This window comes from Variovorax sp. 01N429, from assembly GCF_056399425.1.
In genome coordinates this window covers 25,944-42,582 of sequence record NZ_JBFTRG010000006.1, presented here as the reverse complement: position 1 = coordinate 42,582, position 16,639 = coordinate 25,944, and the positions used below count along the sequence as shown (strand labels likewise).

The following is a 16,639-nucleotide window of genomic DNA, read 5'->3' as shown; positions in this document are numbered from 1 at the left end:
AGGAGAACTCGCCGTGTCGACCGTCGCCATCACCTCCGCAATCAATGTCTGCAACACCAATGCCTTTGTGCTGTTTGGCGGCGTCAACGTACTCGAGTCGAAAGACATGGCACTGCGTGCCGCGCAGGAATACGTCCGCGTCACGCGGAAGCTTGGCATCCCCTACGTCTTCAAGGCAAGTTTCGACAAAGCAAATCGCTCGTCTATCCATTCGTATCGAGGTCCCGGTTTACAAGAGGGCCTGAGGATCTTCGAGGCCGTCAAGGCAGAGTTCGGCGTTCCCGTCCTCACCGACGTGCACGAGCCATGGCAGGCGAATCCCGTCGCCGAAGTGGCGGACGTTCTACAGCTACCTGCATTTCTCGCCCGCCAGACTGATCTGGTCGTCGCTCTTGCCAGGACGGGCAAGGTCATCAACGTCAAGAAGCCTCAGTTCCTGAGTCCGCCGCAGGTGCTCAACATTGTCGAAAAAATCAGGGAGGCCGGGAATTCTCCCGTCATCCTGTGCGACCGAGGAACCTGCTTCGGCTACGACAACCTGGTCGTGGACATGCTTGGCTTCGGTGCCATGAAGAAGGTCACCGGGAACTTGCCCGTCATCTTCGACGTTACCCATGCCCTCCAGCAACGCGAGGCGAATGCCGCTGTCTCTGGCGGGCGACGCGAGCAAGTGGTTGAACTGGCGCGTGCCGGCTTGGCCGTGGGCTTGGCGGGCCTTTTTCTTGAAGCTCATCCTGACCCAACGCAGGCCAAATGCGACGGTCCCAGCGCTCTGCCGCTGGATCAGTTGGAGCCTTTCCTCGCGCAGTTGAAGGCTTTGGACGACCTGGTGAAGTCGTTCGCACCGCTCCATATCCTTCCCTGAACGAACCCGACAAGGGCATGCAGTTTTCCGGGCTGTGGGCCTACACCACGGGATGAGACGCGACCCATACCCTCCTCTCATGCGAACGCGCCCGCGCCTGTTCCCTGCAATTGGAGCTTCATTCAATGGAGGCCTGCGCATCACCGTCGCCGTCGTGGCCGCCACCGCGATGCTGGCGGGAGGCTGCAACGCACCACGCGCTGAACTCGATCCCGCAGATCTGCGCCAGGCTGCCCGCGCTGTCTCAAGCCTCGCCGCCGAATCAGCGCTGATGGCAAAGTTGTTTGCAGAGGGCCACGTGAACGAGAACTTCGTGTGGACGCACCAGCGTGCACTCCAGGAGCATGCGTTGCAGATCCGGCGCGACCTGCACCGGCACGTGCCGCCCGCGCTTCAGGCCCGCGTTGAGCAGGTGGCCGCTGTCGACGGGCTCGTGGAATCTGCGCTTGCGCGCATCGGGCCGTCGCGTGACGATCAGGAGCAGCTCATCGCGCTCGTTTCGACCTTCGGCGAACTCGGGCGCCGTGCCCAATCGCTCGAGGAGCCCCAGTGAGCCAGTGGCTGGAACTGATATTGGGCGTGATGACCGCTCTGGGCGGCTTCGTCGACATCGGCGAATTGGTATTCGCGATCGCGGGAGGCGCGAAGTTCGAATATGCGCTGCTATGGGCGGTGCTGCTTGGCACGATTGGCATCGCGTTGTACTGTGAGATGTCCGGCCGCATCGCCGCCGTCATCAAGAAGCCGACCTTCGAGATCGTGCGCGAGCACTTCCGTTTTCGGCCGGCTCTCGTGATTCTGGTCGCCTCCAACTTGGTGAACCTGCTCACCTGCGCGGCCGAAATCGGCGGCATGGCGATCATCCTGCAGGTCCTGTTCGGATTGGATTTTCGGCTCATGCTGCTGGCCGCCAGCGGCTTGCTGTTGTTGACCGTCTTTGTTCTTCCCTTTCGCTGGATCGAGCGGTTGTTCGGCATTCTCGGACTGACATTGCTTGTCTACGTAGCCGCTGCATGGCGCCTCGGCCCCGACTGGCATGCCGCTGCGCGCGGGCTGCTGCCCGGGCCGCCGGGCCCGGGGCAGCCGGGCTTGGCGTTGTACGCCTATTACGCCGTGGGTGTGCTCAGTTCGCTGCTGATGCCATACGAGGTTTACTTCTACTCGTCGGGCGGGCTCGAGGACGGCTGGACGCCGAAGGACCTGACGGTCAACAAGGTCACGGCTGGCGTGGGCTTCGCTCTCGGCGGCGTGCTGACCATGTCGCTCATGGTGGTGGGTGCAGCCATGTTTCTGCCTCAAGGGATTGATCCGCAACACCTCGGTACCGCGCTGCTGTCTGCCGGAGCGACGCTGGGCCGCAACGGCTTCGTACTGGCGCTCTGCGGCGTTTTCTTTGCTGTGGGGGGCGCTGCGGTGGAAACGGCCTTGGCGGCGGGCTACAACATCGCACAGTTTTTCGGGTGGCCCTGGGGCAAGAGCAAACGGCCGCGCGAAGTGCCACGCTTCACGCTCGCGTGGGTGACCTGCATCGTGGCCGGCGCGGCGATCGCCTCGACCGTGCTCAATCCGGTGGACATCGTGGAGTATTCGGTCATCTTCGCCGTAGTGGTGCTGCCGTTCAGCTACTACCCTATTCTCAAGCTGGCGGGCGACCGCACACGCATGGGCCAACATGCCAACTCCGGCTTCATTCAAATGCTCGGCTGGCTGTACTTCGTGATCATCTGCGTCGTCGCTGTCGCGGCGGTGCCGTTGATGATCGCGACAGACATGGGGCAGCGCGGCTAGGCGGAAGGCGCAAGCGGGAGTCGCACCTGTCAGCCGACACCGGGCGCAGTCACCGCACGCGGCCCGCGCCCGATCATCACCCACGCACTCAAGGCACTCATCAGCGCCAACCCCGAACACAACACCATCACCCATCGAAACCCCGATACAAACGACGCATTCACCGTCTGTCTCAAAGCCGCAGCCGCCGCGGCGTCGATCCCCTCGGGCAACCTCGCGCCGGCCAACTGACTGCGCTGCGCTTCAACGAACGCAGCCGCTTGTGCGGATGCACCGACCTCGCGCAGCCCTTCGGCAAGGCGCGCATCGAAGGCCCAGGCCATGACGACGCCGAACACCGCAATCGCCAACACAGAGGCCGTGCGCGACACAGCGTTGTTCACCCCCGATGCGATTCCCGCAAGATCCGGCCCCACTGCATTCATCACCGTGGTCGTCAATGGCGCGACCGTGATCGTCATGCCGAAACCCAGCACCACCACAGCCGGAAAGAAGGCCGTCCAATAGTTGACACCAACCCCCGGCAGCGCAAAGAGCGCGAAGCCCACGGCCGCAATGCTCGGCCCGATCACCAAGGGCAATCGCGAGCCGAACCGATCGACCAACTGCCCTGCCCAGCCAGACAGCGCGAACATGATGAGGATGAACGGCAAGAATGCAGCGCCCGCCGCTGTGGCCGAATAGCCTTGCACCTGAATGAGATTGAGGGGGAAAAAATACAAGCCGCCACCCAGCGCTGCATACAACAGCAAAGTCAGCAGATTCGCGCCGCCGAAGTTGGCAATGCGCAGCAGCGACAACGGCAGCATCGGCGAACGCACCCGCAGCTCGACGATGACGAACGCAATGCTCGCCCCAACCCCGATGACCAATGCTGAAATCACCGGCACTGACGACCAGCCTTGCGTCGGCGCCTCGATGAATGCGTACACGACGCCGCCCAGCGCGATCGTTGCAAGCGCCGCGCCCCATAGATCGAGGGGCGCCGCCGAATCTCCGCCGCGGCTTTCAGGCACATGGCGCCACACGATCAGCAGCACGATCGCCGCCATGGGCACATTCACCAGGAACGCCCAGATCCACGAATAGTGATCGACAAGGAATCCGCCTGCCACCGGACCAATCGCTGCAGTGATGCCGCTGAACCCGGACCATGTTCCGATAGCGCGCCCGCGTTCCTTTTCGGGAAAGGACGCACTGATGAGCGCGAGACTGCCGGGCACCAGCATCGCACCGCCAATCCCCTGCACGGCACGCGCAACGATGAGCTGCTGCACGCTCCCCGCCATTGCGCAGCCGATGGAGGCCAGTGCGAAGAGCCCGACGCCAATGGCAAAAATTCTGCGCCGTCCGAAATGATCGCCCAGCGATCCGCCGACAAGCAAGAGCGCCGCAAGAAACAACGCGTACGACTCCACGACCCATTGCGCCTGGAATGCGGTCGCGTGCAGGTCCGCCTGTATGGCGGGCAAGGCCACGTTGACCACCGTGCCATCGATGAAGGCCATGCTCGAACCGACGATCGCCGCGGCCAGCACCCATGGCTTGGATGCCGGCGGGCAACCTGTCGGCTCGCAGCCGACGCGAATGAGAGCGTCGTTGCCCGGTGGCTTGCCGATCTGACTCATGGGATGAACCTCAATGCCGAGCAGAACCTCGTGATAGATTGCGCGCGGGTGCCGACGACGTGTCGCTTGCCCGCTGCATGCACGAGAAGGGCAATCATGGTATCCCGGTTGGCGAGGCTTCTGAAATGGACTGCGTTGGTGGTGGGCATCGTCATCGTGACCGCAGTCGCACTGCGCACCTACGACATTCAGCGTGGGCCGCCGCTCGAACTCTGGCACACCTACGTGCCGCACGAACTCTCGCGCGACGAGCTTCGCAAGGCTGACTGGGCCACCTACATCGCGGCCGAGAACAAGGCGCTCGAAGAGGTTCGCACCCACGTGACCGAACAGCTGCCACCCGAGGCGCAGGTTCCGAGCAATCGTTACTTCACTGGAAGCCCGATCTATCCGGGCCACTTCGCGCAGGACTGGAACCGCTCATACATCCTCGAACCGCAAGGCACGCCGCGCGGGGCCGTCGTGCTTCTGCACGGATTGACCGATTCGCCATACAGCCTTCGGCACATCGCGGGCATGTACCGGGATCGCGGATTTGTGGTCGTGGCAATTCGCTTGCCGGGCCACGGCACAGTGCCTTCGGGCCTGACGCATGTCGATTGGGAAGATTGGTCCGAGGCAACGCGCCTCGCTGTCAGGGAAGCGCGCCGGCGCGTGGCGGCGCCCTTGCCTCTGCACGTCGTCGGCTTCTCGAATGGCGGCGCGCTGGCGATGAAGTTCGCGCTCGACGGGCTGGACGATTCGAACCTGGCGCGGCCTGATCGGCTGATCCTCATCGCGCCGATGATCGGCATCACCGAACTGTCGCGCTTTGCAGGCGTGTTCGGCTGGCCGGCTATTTTTCCTGCCTTCGCCAAGGCAGCGTGGCTGGGCATCGTTCCGGAGTTCAATCCGTTCAAGTACAACTCCTTCCCGGTGAACGGCGCACGGCAGTCGTCACTGCTCACGCGCGACCTGCGTGCGCACCTCGCCCGCGAAGAAAGCGCGGGCAATCTTGCCAAGCTGCCGCCGATCCTCACCTTCCAGTCGCTGATCGACTTCACCGTCAGCACCCGCGCGATCGTCACCGGCATGTATGCGCGCCTGCCCAGCAATGGGAGCGAACTGGTGCTCTTCGACCTGAACCGCAGCATCAAGTTTGGCCCACTGCTGCGGTCGGGCAGCGACCTGCGGCTCGACCGGGTGTTGCCGCCGGCGCCGAGGAATTTCCGCTCGACGGTGATCACCAACCGGGGACCGGACAGCCGCCAGGTGGTGGAGCGCGTCACCGAAGCCGGCGCCACGACGGAGCAGACGCGCAGCCTCGACCTGGAGTTTCCGCTGGAGGTGTTCTCGTTGTCGCACCTCGCGCTCCCCTTCCCCATGGACGATCCGCTCTACGGCATGCGGCCCGGGAACAACGACGAGTTCGGCGTCAATCTCGGCGCGCTGGCGGTTCGCGGCGAGCGCGGTGCGCTCATCATCAGCCTGGACTCGCTGTCGCGGCTGTCTTCGAACCCGTTCTTTCCTTACATGGCGGAGCGGATCGCCGAAGTCATCCCCGCCAAATAAGAACGAAGAACGCCGCCTCAGGCGTGCCGAGGCGCAGGCTGGCGAGTGCGCAGCGTGCTGCAAACCGCCGCCACCGCGGCGCAAGTGGCGGCCAGCGCCAGCGCGATGACCTGTCCCCTGCCCTCGTGCGGGCTCCAGACGCTGAAGATGCCAGCCAGCGCCGCCGCACCGAGCGTCTGGCCCGTGAGCCGTGCGGTACCCAGCATGCCGCTCGCGGCACCGCTGCGATGCGGCGGCGGCGAGGTCACGATGGTGTGGTTGTTCGGCGACTGGAACAAGCCGAAGCCAAGGCCGCACAGAACCATGCGCCATGCGATGTCCACGTTGGTTGGATGCGCGGGCAAGGCGGCGAGCAGGGCCAGCCCTGTGGCGAGCAGCGCCAAGCCGATGCCGCCGAGCAATCCGTCCGGGTACTTGCCGATCAGCCGGCCCGCGATCGGCGCCATGAAAACGATCGCCAGCGGCCAGGCGGTGATCAACAGGCCCGCTTCGAAATGCGACTTGCCATAGGTTTCGAGCAGCAGGAAAGGCAACGCGATGAAAGAAAGCATCTGCGCGCAGAAGGCGCCAACCGAGGTGCCCATCGACAGCGCGAACACCGGAATCCGCAGCAGATCGACCGGAAAGAGCGGCAGCGTCAGCTTGAGCTGTCGGCGCACATAAATGAAGCCCACCGCCACGCCGCCGATCAGCAGCGCCCATGCGCCGGCAGTGGTGCCCGCCTGCCCCACGGCGCCTTCGCGCACGCCCAGCCGGTCGGCGCCGATGAAGATCAGCGCGAACATCAATATGTTGAGCAGCACGTCCACGACGGAGAATCTCGAGCCCGAAGCCGAAGCGCTTTCGCTCGCCGGCAGAGATCGGTAGCCCAGCACCAACACCAGCGCGCCCAGCGGCACGTTCAGCGCAAAGAGCCAAGGCCATGACGCCACGGACAGGATCCCTGCGGCAACCGAAGGCCCGGCCACCGATGCCGTCGCCACGACCATCGAGTTGATCGCCATTCCGCGCCCCAGCTGGTCGCGCGGAAAGATCAGTCGGACCAAGGCCGCATTGACACTCATGATCCCGGCGGCGCCCAGGCCCTGCAGGGCGCGTGCGGCAATCAGCGTGCCCAGCGAATCCGCCAGCGTCGCGAAAAGCGAGGCGACCGCGAACAACACCATGCCCAGCAAATACACCCGCCGGTAGCCGAACAGGTCACCGAGCGATGCCAATGGCAGCAACATGACCAAGGTGGCGATCTGGTAGGCGTTGATCACCCAGATCGCATGCGATGCGTTGGCGTTGAGTTGGTGCGCGATGCCCGGCAGGGCGAGGTTCACGATGGTGCCGTCGAGCACCGCCACGGCGATGCCCAGGATGATGACCAGCATCGCTTGCCAGCGCTGCGGCTGGGGCAACCCGTCGCGCACGACGGAGGCGGAAAGGTGCGACGTCGGCATCGTTTCAGCTTGCTGCATACGCGGTCGCCTTGTGTTTGGAGGTCTTGGGGGCGATGGCGATCTTCGAGGAGCACGGGGAGCACAAGCAATTCATCCACGCATTGTCGCCAAGGAGTCGATGGGCCATCGGCAGCATGAAGCGGCGTGCTGTGCTAGAGCCAGCGGCAAGCGATCGCCAGATCATGCCGGCCAGCGGCGACCCCAGGGGCGGACTATCCCCAACTGGTCACCAGCCCGCGCAGAAGATATAAGAACCGTCGGCGGGTATTTCGCGGCCGACCCGTCCTCGGCTTCCTTGCTGCACCAACGACAGTTCGGTAAGGAGACAATATGCAGGTTCTGCAATCTGGATTCCCGGTTCGATCGCTCCGCCTCGCGGCAATGGCCCTCGCGCTCACGTTCTCGGCTCCGATCCTTTCATTCGCCGCGGGAGTCAGCGTCAAGCTTGATTTTTCCAGTCCGAGCACCAGCCCATTTCCGAGTGACCGGTTCACGCAGCCGGACTGGACGCAGAACACATTCAAGCGCGTCAATCTTCCGAAGCCCAATTGCGCCGTGCGAGTGTCCGATTGCCAGGACATCGACGTCCTCAATACGCTCGACGGCTTCAATACGCAGCCGCGGATCACCGTGCCTTTCACGGGCGACATCGACTTGTCGACGGTCAACAGCGACACGATGTACCTGTTGAACCTGGGCGACACGCTCTCCGGCGCAGGGTTCGGCCACAAGGTCGGCATCAACCAGGTGTCGTGGGATACCGCCGCGAAGACGCTGGTCGTCGAATCCGACCAACTCCTGCAGGAGCACTCGCGCTATTTGCTGGTGGTGACCAGCGGGATTCGCGACAAGGCAGGCGACCCCATCGAAGGAGGCGCCTTTGCGCGGCTGGGCCTGCCCCTCGGCCGCGGCGAAGCGCAAGACCGCGACAGCATGGATTACCGCGGAGCTCTTCAGGGCGCCCAACGCTGGGTCCAGCCCGGCCGCAACCGGCTGGTCGCGCTGAGCCTGTTCACCACGCAAAGCATCAGCGCCGACCTGTTGAAGATCCGAGAGCAAATCCGGCGCTCCACGCCGGGCCCAGTGAATTTCGTGATCGGCAATGCCAATGGCAGCCCGGTGCGCGCCGTGTTTCCGGTGGCCGACCTGACTGGCATTCAATGGGTGCAGCAGACGGGCACCGCGCCTGCGTTCACGACTTCGACCGTCCCGACCACCGCATTGAATGTTGTGCCGGGCGCGGTCGGGCGCATCGCGTTCGGCAAGTTCCGCTCGCCCAACTATGAGAATGCCGCCCAGGTCATTCCGCCGACGGGCACCTTGCTCGGGCATCCAGCGCCGCAGTCCACCAATGACTTGGTGGTCGAAGTCTTCCTGCCGAGCGGCGCGCGTCCGCCGGGTGGTTGGCCGGTGGCGATCTTCGGGCACGGCTTCACCGACAGCATGTATGGCGCGCCATGGACCGTGGCGTCGGTGTTCGCCTCCAGGGGAATCGCAACCATGGCGATCAGTGTCGTGGGACATGGCGGCGGCGCATCGGGCACGCTCAATGTCGTGCCCAAGGCCGGTGCGCCAGTCGTGGTGGCCTCGGGCGGCCGCGGTTTCGATCAGGACGGCAACGGCATCATCGATTCGACCGAAGGGGTGAGCGCAGTCGGCGCGCTGTCGCTGGTGTCCAGCCGCGACGGCCTGCGCCAGACGGTCGTCGACCTGATGCAACTGGTGCGGCAGATCCAGGCCGGCATCGACATTGACGGCGACGGCTCGGTCGACATCGACAAGAGCCGCATCTACTACGCAGGTCAGTCCTTCGGCGGCATCTACGGCACCATCTTTCTCGGGGTCGAGGGCGCGGTGAGAGCGGGTATTCCGAACGTGCCTGGCGGCTCGATTCCCGAAGTCGCACGGCTTGGCGGTTTCCGGGTGCTGACGGCGGTTGCGCTCGCAACGCGCCAGCCGCAATTGCTCAATCTGCCGCCGACGCCGAATGTTCCCGCGCCCTACAACCTCAACTTCAACGAGAACGTTCCGCTGCGAGACCTGCCTCCGCTGGTGAACGACGTCCCGGGGTCCACGGCGATCCAGGAGGTTCTCGAACACAGCACGTGGGCTCAGCAGACGGGCAATCCGGTGTCTTACGCGCCATACATCCGCAAGCAGCCGCTGCCGGGCAACGGCCCCAAGCCGGTGATCGTGCAGTTTGCGAAGGGCGACGAGACAGTTCCGAATCCGACGACCACTGCCCTGATTCGGGCTGGGCAATTGGCGGATCGCGCCTTGTTCTATCGCAACGATCTGGCCTTTGCCGCCACGTCAGGTGCCGTCGGCAAGAACCCGCACACCTTCCTCACCAATATCGCCGTTCCCGCGGCCGCACCATTCGCTGTCGCTGCACAGACGCAGATGGCCGTGTTCTTCGCGACCGATGGCGCGCAGATCATCGATCCGGACGGCGCCGGTCCGGTGTTCGAGATGCCGGTGAATCCGCCGCTGCCTGAATCACTCAATTTCCTGCCGTGATGATGACTTCCTTCACCCCAGGACCATGAAAAGGGAAGCCGCGAAGCCAAATAGCGACCGCGATCAGCAGGTTTTGCAAGTCACTTGATGCACGTGCCTACGCGCATTGTGGTCAAGCGAGGGGTCCGAGGCAGTAGATTAGGGTTTACCCCAAAATCCCTTCCTTGTGACCACCCCTTGAAGCGAAGTGATTTCATGCTGACCCTTTTGATCGTTCTCGGCGCAGCCGGCGCCCTCGTTTTTCACGGCGTCAAGACCTCCAAGATCGTCGACGAAAGCTGAGCCAAAGCTGAGCCGGCAAATCTCTCTGCAAGCTCTCTTCAGCTCTCTTCCCATGGCCTCGTACAGCAATGCACGAGGCCTTCTTGTTTGTGGCGCCAGCCGGGGCACCGGTACACAATGCGTGCTCCTCGCCCCCACCTGAAAGTGAAGATCGCTTTGGCATCCTCTTCCCCCTGGCCCGACAAGATCATGGCGTTGCTTCGCGCCGGCAATCCCGACGCGGCCATCGCGCAGATCAAGGTGGCTCCAGGCGTTCGTGAACTGCGCGCGCTGCAAAAAGCGCTCACGGCTGCGCACCTGACGGGCCGCTGGAGCAATGTCGACATCGCCGTGACAGAAAGCCTGGAGGCGCTCTCCGCGCCAAGGCTGCACCGGTCGCCTTAGCCGGGCAAGATTCCGGCCGCGTCTAGCCAAGAACGTCGTTCACCTGCTCATGGAATTCCGTCTGGCTGATCGCCGCGCCAAGCTCCCGCGGCAGGGCGTCGCGGACCGAGAACACGCCAAGGATCTTCTTGCCCGACACCAGCGGCAGATGGCGAAAGCCCCGCTCCAGCATCAGCACGATGGCGTCGGACACGCGTGTTTCCGGCGCTACGCAAATCGGATTGGGCGTCATGACCTCGCGCGTCGGCGTGCGGTCGGGATCGAGCCCCCGGGCCAGCACCCGCGTCATCAGATCGCGCTCGGTCAGGATGCCCAGCAGGATATCGGGCGGTTCCATGATGAGCACGCTGCCACAACTGGCGCGCGTCATCACGCAGGCGGCATCGCGCACCGTGGCCTGCGGGCTCAGGCTGATCACGTGTTTGCGCGAGATGGACTGGAAGACGGTGCGTTCGTCCATGGTGTTTCCTCCAACAGCCAGGCGCTATGGTGCGTCTTGCTTCCGGTCAGCGCAAGGAGATGTTGAGCCGCTCCAGCGCACCAGCTCCCGGACACAGCTCCGCCGCACCCAACGCGTTGAGAGGCCGCGCACTGGTGTTGAGCGCCGTGTGCAGGTCGGTCGCGAGCGGATCGACGTAGAGCAGGCCCGTGACGACCTCGCCCATCTCGTGGTGCCGCTGCATATACGCCATCGCGGCATGCCGATCGCCGGGGTTGTAGCCCTGATGCAGGCTGCGAAGCCGCAGCAGGCTTCCATCGTGCTGGCGAACGTCCATCACTTCGCCGGGCGCCAGGTCGACGGTGATTTCGTCGCGTTCGCTGATGAAATCGATGCGGCTKACCGCTTCGTTGTGTTCACGCACGTAGTCGTAACTCTTCGTGCTTCCGGGGTGGTTGTTGAAGGCGACGCAGGGACTGATCACGTCGATGAAGGCGGCGCCGCCGTGGCTGATCGCGCCTTTGATCAACGGCACAAGTTGCGCCTTGTTGCCTGAAAAGCCGCGCCCGACGTAGGTGGCGCCCAGTTGCAGTGCCATCGCGACCAGATCGACGGGGCTGTCGGTGTTGACGACGCCCTTCTTGCTCTTCGAGCCTGTGTCCGCCGTGGCCGAGAACTGGCCCTTGGTCAGGCCGTAGACGCCGTTGTTCTCCACGATGTAGGCCATGCGCACGCCGCGCCGCATCGCATGCGCGAACTGGCCAAGGCCGATGGACGCCGAATCGCCGTCGCCGGAAACACCCAGGTAGAGCAGATCGCGGTTGGCGAGGTTCGCGCCGGTCAGCACGCTGGGCATGCGGCCATGCACGGTGTTGAAGCCGTGCGACGCGCCGAGGAAATAGTCCGGCGTCTTCGAGCTGCACCCAATGCCCGACAGCTTCGCGACACGATGCGGCTCGATGTCCAGCTCCCAGCAGGCTTCGATGATGGCAGCGGAAATCGAGTCGTGTCCGCAGCCGGCGCACAGCGTCGAAATCTTGCCCTCGTAGTCGCGCCGCGTGTAGCCGACCTTGTTCACGGCCAAGGTCGGATGGCGCAGACGGGGCTTCGCGAGATACGTCATGCAATCTCCTTCTTGTCGGCGACTTGGGCCTTCTTGCACACGTGCGCGTCGATGGCCTCGATGACGAAGCGGGCCGTGATGGGTGTGCCGTCGAAATGCAGGACCCGGATGAGCCTGCGCGGGTCGGCGTCCAGTTCGTTGATCAACAGGCTGCGCATCTGGGCGTCGCGGTTCTGCTCGACGACGAACACTTCGTCGTGGTCCGCGAGGAACTGCGGCACGCTCTGAGGAAACGGAAAGGCCCGCAGCCGCATCGCGTCCAGATGAACGCCGCGTTGCTCGAGCGCCTCCAGCGCTTCGTCCATGGACGGGCTGGTCGACCCGAAGTAGATCACTCCCAACCGCGTCTTCTCTGCAGCAGGTCGAAGCACCGGCTGCGGCACCATCGTGGCGGCAGTCGCGAACTTCTTCAGCAGACGCTCCATGTTGTAGACGTAGTCGGGCCCGCGCTCCGAATACCGTGCATAGGCGTCGCGCGTCGTTCCGCGCGTGAAGAAGCTGCCCTTGGTCGGATGCGTCCCCGGCAGGGTGCGCCACGGAATGCCGTCGCCATCGACGTCCTTGTAGCGGCCGAAGTCCCTGCCCGCCTCCAATTCCTCCGCGGTCATGACCTTGCCGCGGTCGTAATCGCGGGCGTCGTCCCACTCAAAGGGCTTGCACAGGCGCTGGTTCATGCCGATGTCCAGGTCGGTCATGAGGAACACCGGCGTCTGCAGCCGATCGGCCAGGTCGAGCGCGGCCGCCGCGTGCTCGAAGCACTCGTGCGGGTCTTCCGGAAACAGCAGCACGTGCTTGGTGTCGCCATGCGACGCATAGGCGCACGAGAGGATGTCCGCTTGCTGCGTGCGCGTCGGCATGCCGGTGGAAGGCCCTCCGCGTTGCACATTGATGAGCGTGACCGGAATCTCCGCGAAGTACGCCAGCCCGATGAACTCCGTCATCAGCGAGATGCCGGGCCCTGAAGTTGCCGTGAAGGCGCGCGCGCCGTTCCACCCTGCCCCGACGACCATGCCGATGGAGGCAAGCTCGTCTTCCGCTTGGACAATGGCAAAGTGATGCTGGCCGGTGGCCGGGTCGACACGAAACTTGGAGCAGTACTTCTGGAAGGCTTCGGCCACCGACGAAGACGGCGTGATCGGATACCAGGCCGCGACCGTCGCGCCGCCATAGACGCAGCCGAGCGCCGCGGCACTGTTGCCGTCGACGAAGATCCGGTCGCCAACCCGATCAGCGCGCCGAACCTGCAGGCCGACCGCCGCGCGCAAATGCTCGCGCGCGAAGTCGCATCCCAGATGCAGCGCCTGCACGTTGGAGGCAAGCAGCTTCTCCTTGCCCTTGTATTGCTCGCCGAGCAGTTTTTCGACCACCTCGGGCTCGATGCCCAGCAGCACGGCCAGCGCACCGACGTAGACGATGTTCTTGAAAAGCTGCCGCTGCCTCGGGTCGTGATAGACCGCATTGCAGATCTCGGTCAGCGGCATGCCGATCACGCGGATGTCATCGCGAAACTTCGATGGCGGCAGCGCCCGCGTGCTGTCGTAGAACAGGTAGCCGCCCGGCTCCAGTTCGGCCACGTCGGCGTCCCAGGTCTGCGGATTCATCGCGACCATCATGTCCGTGCCACCGCGCCGTCCCATGTGGCCCTGCTCGGACACCCGCACCTCGTACCAGGTCGGCAGTCCCTGGATGTTGCTCGGAAAGATGTTGCGCGGGCTCACCGGCACGCCCATTCGCAGGATCGCCTTCGCGAAAAGCTCGTTGGCCGAGGCCGAGCCCGAGCCGTTGACGTTGGCGAACTTGATGACGAAATCGTTGACCGCTTCGATCTGCCTGATGCTCATGCTCATGCGGGCACTCCCTGCTTCGGCGCGGGCTGCGCATCGCGAGACTTAGGCCCCGCCGGCGTCATCTTCAGCAGGAACTTCTGCATGTCCCAGGCACCCGTGGGGCAACGCTCGGCGCACAAGCCGCAGTGCAGGCAGACATCCTCGTCCTTGACCATCACCCGCCCGGTTTTCAGTCCGCCGGAAATGTAGAGGTCCTGTGCGAGGTTCAGCGCGGGCGCTTTCAGCCGAGGCCGCAAGTCCGCCTCCTCGCCGTTCTGGGTGAAGGTGATGCAATCCATCGGGCAGATGTCCACGCAGGCATCGCATTCGATGCAGGCGACTTCGGTAAAGACCGTCTGCACGTCGCAGTTGAGGCAGCGTTCGGCTTCCTTGAAAGCCGTCGCGGCATCGAAGCCCAATTCGACCTCGACGCGGATGCTCGCCAGCGCGGTCTCCGCCTTGGCCCATGGCACGCGGAAGCGCAAGTCGTTCGACGTGTCGTTGTCGTAGCTCCACTCATGGATGCCCATCTTCTGCGAGACGAGGTTGGTCATCGGCGCGGGCCGGACGCCGACATCCTGGCCATGGAGCATCCGGTCGATCGACACCGCCGCTTCATGCCCGTGCGCGACGGCCGTGATGATGTTCTTGGGCCCGAAAGCCGCATCGCCACCAAAGAAAACGTGGGGCGCGGTCGAGCGGAAGGTCTTCGCGTCCAGCACGGGCAAGCCAGACTTGTCGAAGGCGATTCCGCAGTCGCGCTCGATCCACGGAAATGCATTCTCCTGACCGACCGCCACGAGCACTTCGTCGCATTCGAAGAAGACTTCCGGATCGCCCGTGGGCACGAGCGAGCGCCGGCCCTTGTCGTCATAAGCGGCACGGACGATCTCGAAGCGCATGCCCACCAGCTTGCCGTCTTCGTGCACGAAAGCCTTCGGCACATGGAAGTTGATGATCGGTATGCCCTCGTGCTGCGCGTCTTCCTTTTCCCAGGGCGACGCCTTCATCTCGTCGAAGCCGCTGCGGACGATGACCTTCACGTCGACGCCGCCGAGACGCCGCGCCGAGCGACAGCAATCCATCGCCGTATTGCCGCCGCCCAGCACGATCACACGCTGGCCGATGCTCGTGACGTGCCCGAACGACACTGAATTGAGCCAGTCGATGCCGATGTGGATGCCGGCTGCAGCCTCCGCGCGTCCGGGCAGGTCGAGGTCGCGTCCGCGCGGCGCGCCACAGCCAATGAAGATGGCGTCCCAGCCCTGCGCCATCAGCGACTTCATCGACTCGATGCGCTCACCGCCGCGAAACTCGACACCCAGGTCCAGGATGTAGCCGGTCTCCTCGTCGATGACCGTCTCGGGCAGCCGAAAGCGCGGGATCTGCGTGCGAATGAATCCGCCCGCCTTCGCATCACTGTCGAACACCGTGACCTCATAGCCCAACGGTGCGAGGTCGCGCGCCACAGTAAGCGAAGCCGGCCCGGCACCCACGCAGGCAATGCGCTTGCCGTTCTTTGCGTCGATCTTCGGCATGCGCGCGCGGACGTCTTCCTTCATGTCGGCGGCCACGCGCTTGAGCCTGCAGATCGCCACCGGTTCCGGGTCCTTGGCGTTGCTTTCTTCCACGCGCCCCCGGCGGCAGGCCGGCTCGCACGGGCGATCGCAGGTGCGCCCGAGGATTCCCGGAAACACATTGGAGACCCAATTGATCATGTAGGCATCGCCGTAGCGGCGCTGCGCGATCAGTCGGATGTATTCGGGGACGGGGGTGTGCGCCGGACAGGCGTACTGGCAATCGACGACCTTGTGGAAATAGGCCGGGTTGGCAATATCGGTTCGCTGCAATGCGGTCTCCTGGCTGCCGCTCGCGGCCCCGGGGATGGGGCCGACGCGGGTTTTCGCCAGTATGCGCCGCGCGCGGCAAACAGGGCTCTTGGTGAAACCCCGCAGCAAGGCACGCTCGTCGCGCCCCCGATACACTGACTCGCTTCCACCCCGCACACCGAGGAGTCGATGCAATGTCCGCGAACGCAAATGTCACTGGCGAAGTCGAGTACCGCGCCGGTGACGGCCCCTTGATCCAAATCCCCAAAGGCCCGGTCGAAGTGAACCTTTCGTTCGACAGCGCGGTGATCAGCTGGGGGGACGGCGGCAATCCGCAGATCACCGCCATTCCGATCGCCGAGTACGAGCGGTACGTGCGCGAAGGCAAGATCGAGGCGCACCCCTAGGGCTAGAACAAGGGCGCCGTATCGCTTTCCGGGCGTGCGCCTTCGATCGCAAGCATGCGCAGCTTCGACGCCGTGCCGCCCGGCGCCGAAAAGCCGCCCCATTTGCCGCCTGCGGCCAGGACGCGATGACACGGCACCACGGGCGCAAAGGGGTTGAGCCCGAGTGCTTGTCCTACAGCCCGTGCAAGGCCCTTGTCGCCGAGTTCTTCCGCAATGTCGCCGTAGGTTCGTGTGCGGCCCGGCCGAATCCGGCGCGCAATTGCATACACCCGCTGATGAAAATCGCTGATGCCGTCGAAATCGAGTTGGATGTCCGCAAGGTCGAGCGGCTCGCCATCCAGCAGCGCACGAATGGCGGCGATGGCGCGCTGCACATCCAGAGGCGGCTCGGACTCGCTCGTCTGCGGATAGCGCCGCGCCATGTGGGAGCGAGTGGCTTCCTCCTCTGCTTCGGGCAGTTGCACGCCGACGATGCCGCGCGGGCCCCACGCGATGCCGCACGCGCCGATGGCGGTCGGAAACAGCGCGAAACCGTCGGGGCTCATGATCATG

General features: G+C 64.3%; 14 protein-coding genes. 7 read left to right on the top strand and 7 right to left on the bottom strand.

Features of this window, described 5'->3' with window-relative positions:
* The first annotated feature begins 13 nt into the window (after positions 1 to 13).
* The 3 genes from kdsA (at position 14) to AC1DSF_RS12475 (ending at position 2,653) form a co-directional block, all read left to right on the top strand.
* The gene (gene kdsA / locus AC1DSF_RS12485; protein WP_478123188.1) at positions 14 to 865 is read left to right on the top strand and encodes a 3-deoxy-8-phosphooctulonate synthase; all 852 of its coding nucleotides are present in this window, start codon (positions 14 to 16) and stop codon (positions 863 to 865) included.
* A 79-nt stretch (positions 866 to 944) separates the two neighbouring features.
* A complete protein-coding gene (locus AC1DSF_RS12480; RefSeq protein WP_478182918.1) occupies positions 945 to 1,418 on the top strand; it encodes a hypothetical protein in 474 nt (157 codons plus the stop codon).
* Complete coding sequence (locus AC1DSF_RS12475; protein WP_478182917.1) at positions 1,415 to 2,653, top strand: NRAMP family divalent metal transporter; 1,239 nt, start codon at positions 1,415 to 1,417, stop codon at positions 2,651 to 2,653. The genes AC1DSF_RS12480 and AC1DSF_RS12475 overlap by 4 nt, the downstream gene beginning before the upstream one ends.
* Before the next feature lie 29 nt (positions 2,654 to 2,682).
* Here the strand turns inward: AC1DSF_RS12475 and AC1DSF_RS12470 are convergent, their stop codons facing one another.
* On the bottom strand, positions 2,683 to 4,281 hold the full coding sequence (locus AC1DSF_RS12470; RefSeq protein ID WP_478143060.1) for an MFS transporter: 1,599 nt from the start codon (positions 4,279 to 4,281) through the stop codon (positions 2,683 to 2,685).
* 96 nt (positions 4,282 to 4,377) lie between these two features.
* On the opposite strand from AC1DSF_RS12470, the gene AC1DSF_RS12465 reads away from it, so the two are divergent.
* Positions 4,378 to 5,832 (top strand): alpha/beta hydrolase, encoded by a 1,455-nt coding sequence (locus AC1DSF_RS12465; RefSeq protein WP_478123184.1) that lies wholly within the window; start codon positions 4,378 to 4,380, stop codon positions 5,830 to 5,832.
* A 17-nt stretch (positions 5,833 to 5,849) separates the two neighbouring features.
* Here the strand turns inward: AC1DSF_RS12465 and AC1DSF_RS12460 are convergent, their stop codons facing one another.
* On the bottom strand, positions 5,850 to 7,295 hold the full coding sequence (locus AC1DSF_RS12460) for an MFS transporter (RefSeq protein ID WP_478123183.1): 1,446 nt from the start codon (positions 7,293 to 7,295) through the stop codon (positions 5,850 to 5,852).
* Positions 7,296 to 7,607: 312 nt separating this feature from the next.
* Here AC1DSF_RS12460 and AC1DSF_RS12455 point away from each other — a divergent pair, with 312 nt between their 5' ends.
* Complete coding sequence (locus AC1DSF_RS12455) at positions 7,608 to 9,797, top strand: Ig-like domain-containing protein (RefSeq protein ID WP_478182916.1); 2,190 nt, start codon at positions 7,608 to 7,610, stop codon at positions 9,795 to 9,797.
* A gap of 438 nt (positions 9,798 to 10,235) precedes the next feature.
* A complete protein-coding gene (locus tag AC1DSF_RS12450) occupies positions 10,236 to 10,463 on the top strand; it encodes a hypothetical protein (protein WP_478123181.1) in 228 nt (75 codons plus the stop codon).
* Positions 10,464 to 10,485: 22 nt separating this feature from the next.
* On the opposite strand, the gene AC1DSF_RS12445 is transcribed toward AC1DSF_RS12450, so the two are convergent.
* Genes AC1DSF_RS12445 through AC1DSF_RS12430 form a run of 4 tightly spaced genes read right to left on the bottom strand, consistent with a single transcriptional unit; the run spans position 10,486 to position 15,701 of the window.
* The gene (locus AC1DSF_RS12445) at positions 10,486 to 10,923 is read right to left on the bottom strand and encodes a CBS domain-containing protein (protein ID WP_478123180.1); all 438 of its coding nucleotides are present in this window, start codon (positions 10,921 to 10,923) and stop codon (positions 10,486 to 10,488) included.
* 46 nt (positions 10,924 to 10,969) lie between these two features.
* Complete coding sequence (locus AC1DSF_RS12440; RefSeq protein WP_478182915.1) at positions 10,970 to 12,025, bottom strand: 2-oxoacid:ferredoxin oxidoreductase subunit beta; 1,056 nt, start codon at positions 12,023 to 12,025, stop codon at positions 10,970 to 10,972.
* Positions 12,022 to 13,866 (bottom strand): 2-oxoacid:acceptor oxidoreductase subunit alpha, encoded by a 1,845-nt coding sequence (locus AC1DSF_RS12435; RefSeq protein WP_478182950.1) that lies wholly within the window; start codon positions 13,864 to 13,866, stop codon positions 12,022 to 12,024. Before AC1DSF_RS12435 ends, AC1DSF_RS12440 begins: the two co-directional genes overlap by 4 nt.
* Positions 13,867 to 13,868: 2 nt before the next feature.
* Positions 13,869 to 15,701 carry an FAD-dependent oxidoreductase gene (locus AC1DSF_RS12430; protein WP_478123178.1) on the bottom strand — a complete coding sequence of 611 codons (1,833 nt, stop codon included), beginning with the start codon at positions 15,699 to 15,701 and terminating at the stop codon, positions 13,869 to 13,871.
* Between the two features lie 173 nt (positions 15,702 to 15,874).
* On the opposite strand from AC1DSF_RS12430, the gene AC1DSF_RS12425 reads away from it, so the two are divergent.
* Complete coding sequence (locus tag AC1DSF_RS12425) at positions 15,875 to 16,087, top strand: hypothetical protein (protein WP_478123177.1); 213 nt, start codon at positions 15,875 to 15,877, stop codon at positions 16,085 to 16,087.
* 2 nt (positions 16,088 to 16,089) lie between these two features.
* Here AC1DSF_RS12425 and AC1DSF_RS12420 read toward each other — a convergent pair whose 3' ends face one another.
* Positions 16,090 to 16,632: a methylated-DNA--[protein]-cysteine S-methyltransferase gene (locus tag AC1DSF_RS12420; RefSeq protein ID WP_478182914.1), complete on the bottom strand. Its 543-nt coding sequence runs from the start codon at positions 16,630 to 16,632 to the stop codon at positions 16,090 to 16,092.
* Positions 16,633 to 16,639 lie beyond the last annotated feature (7 nt).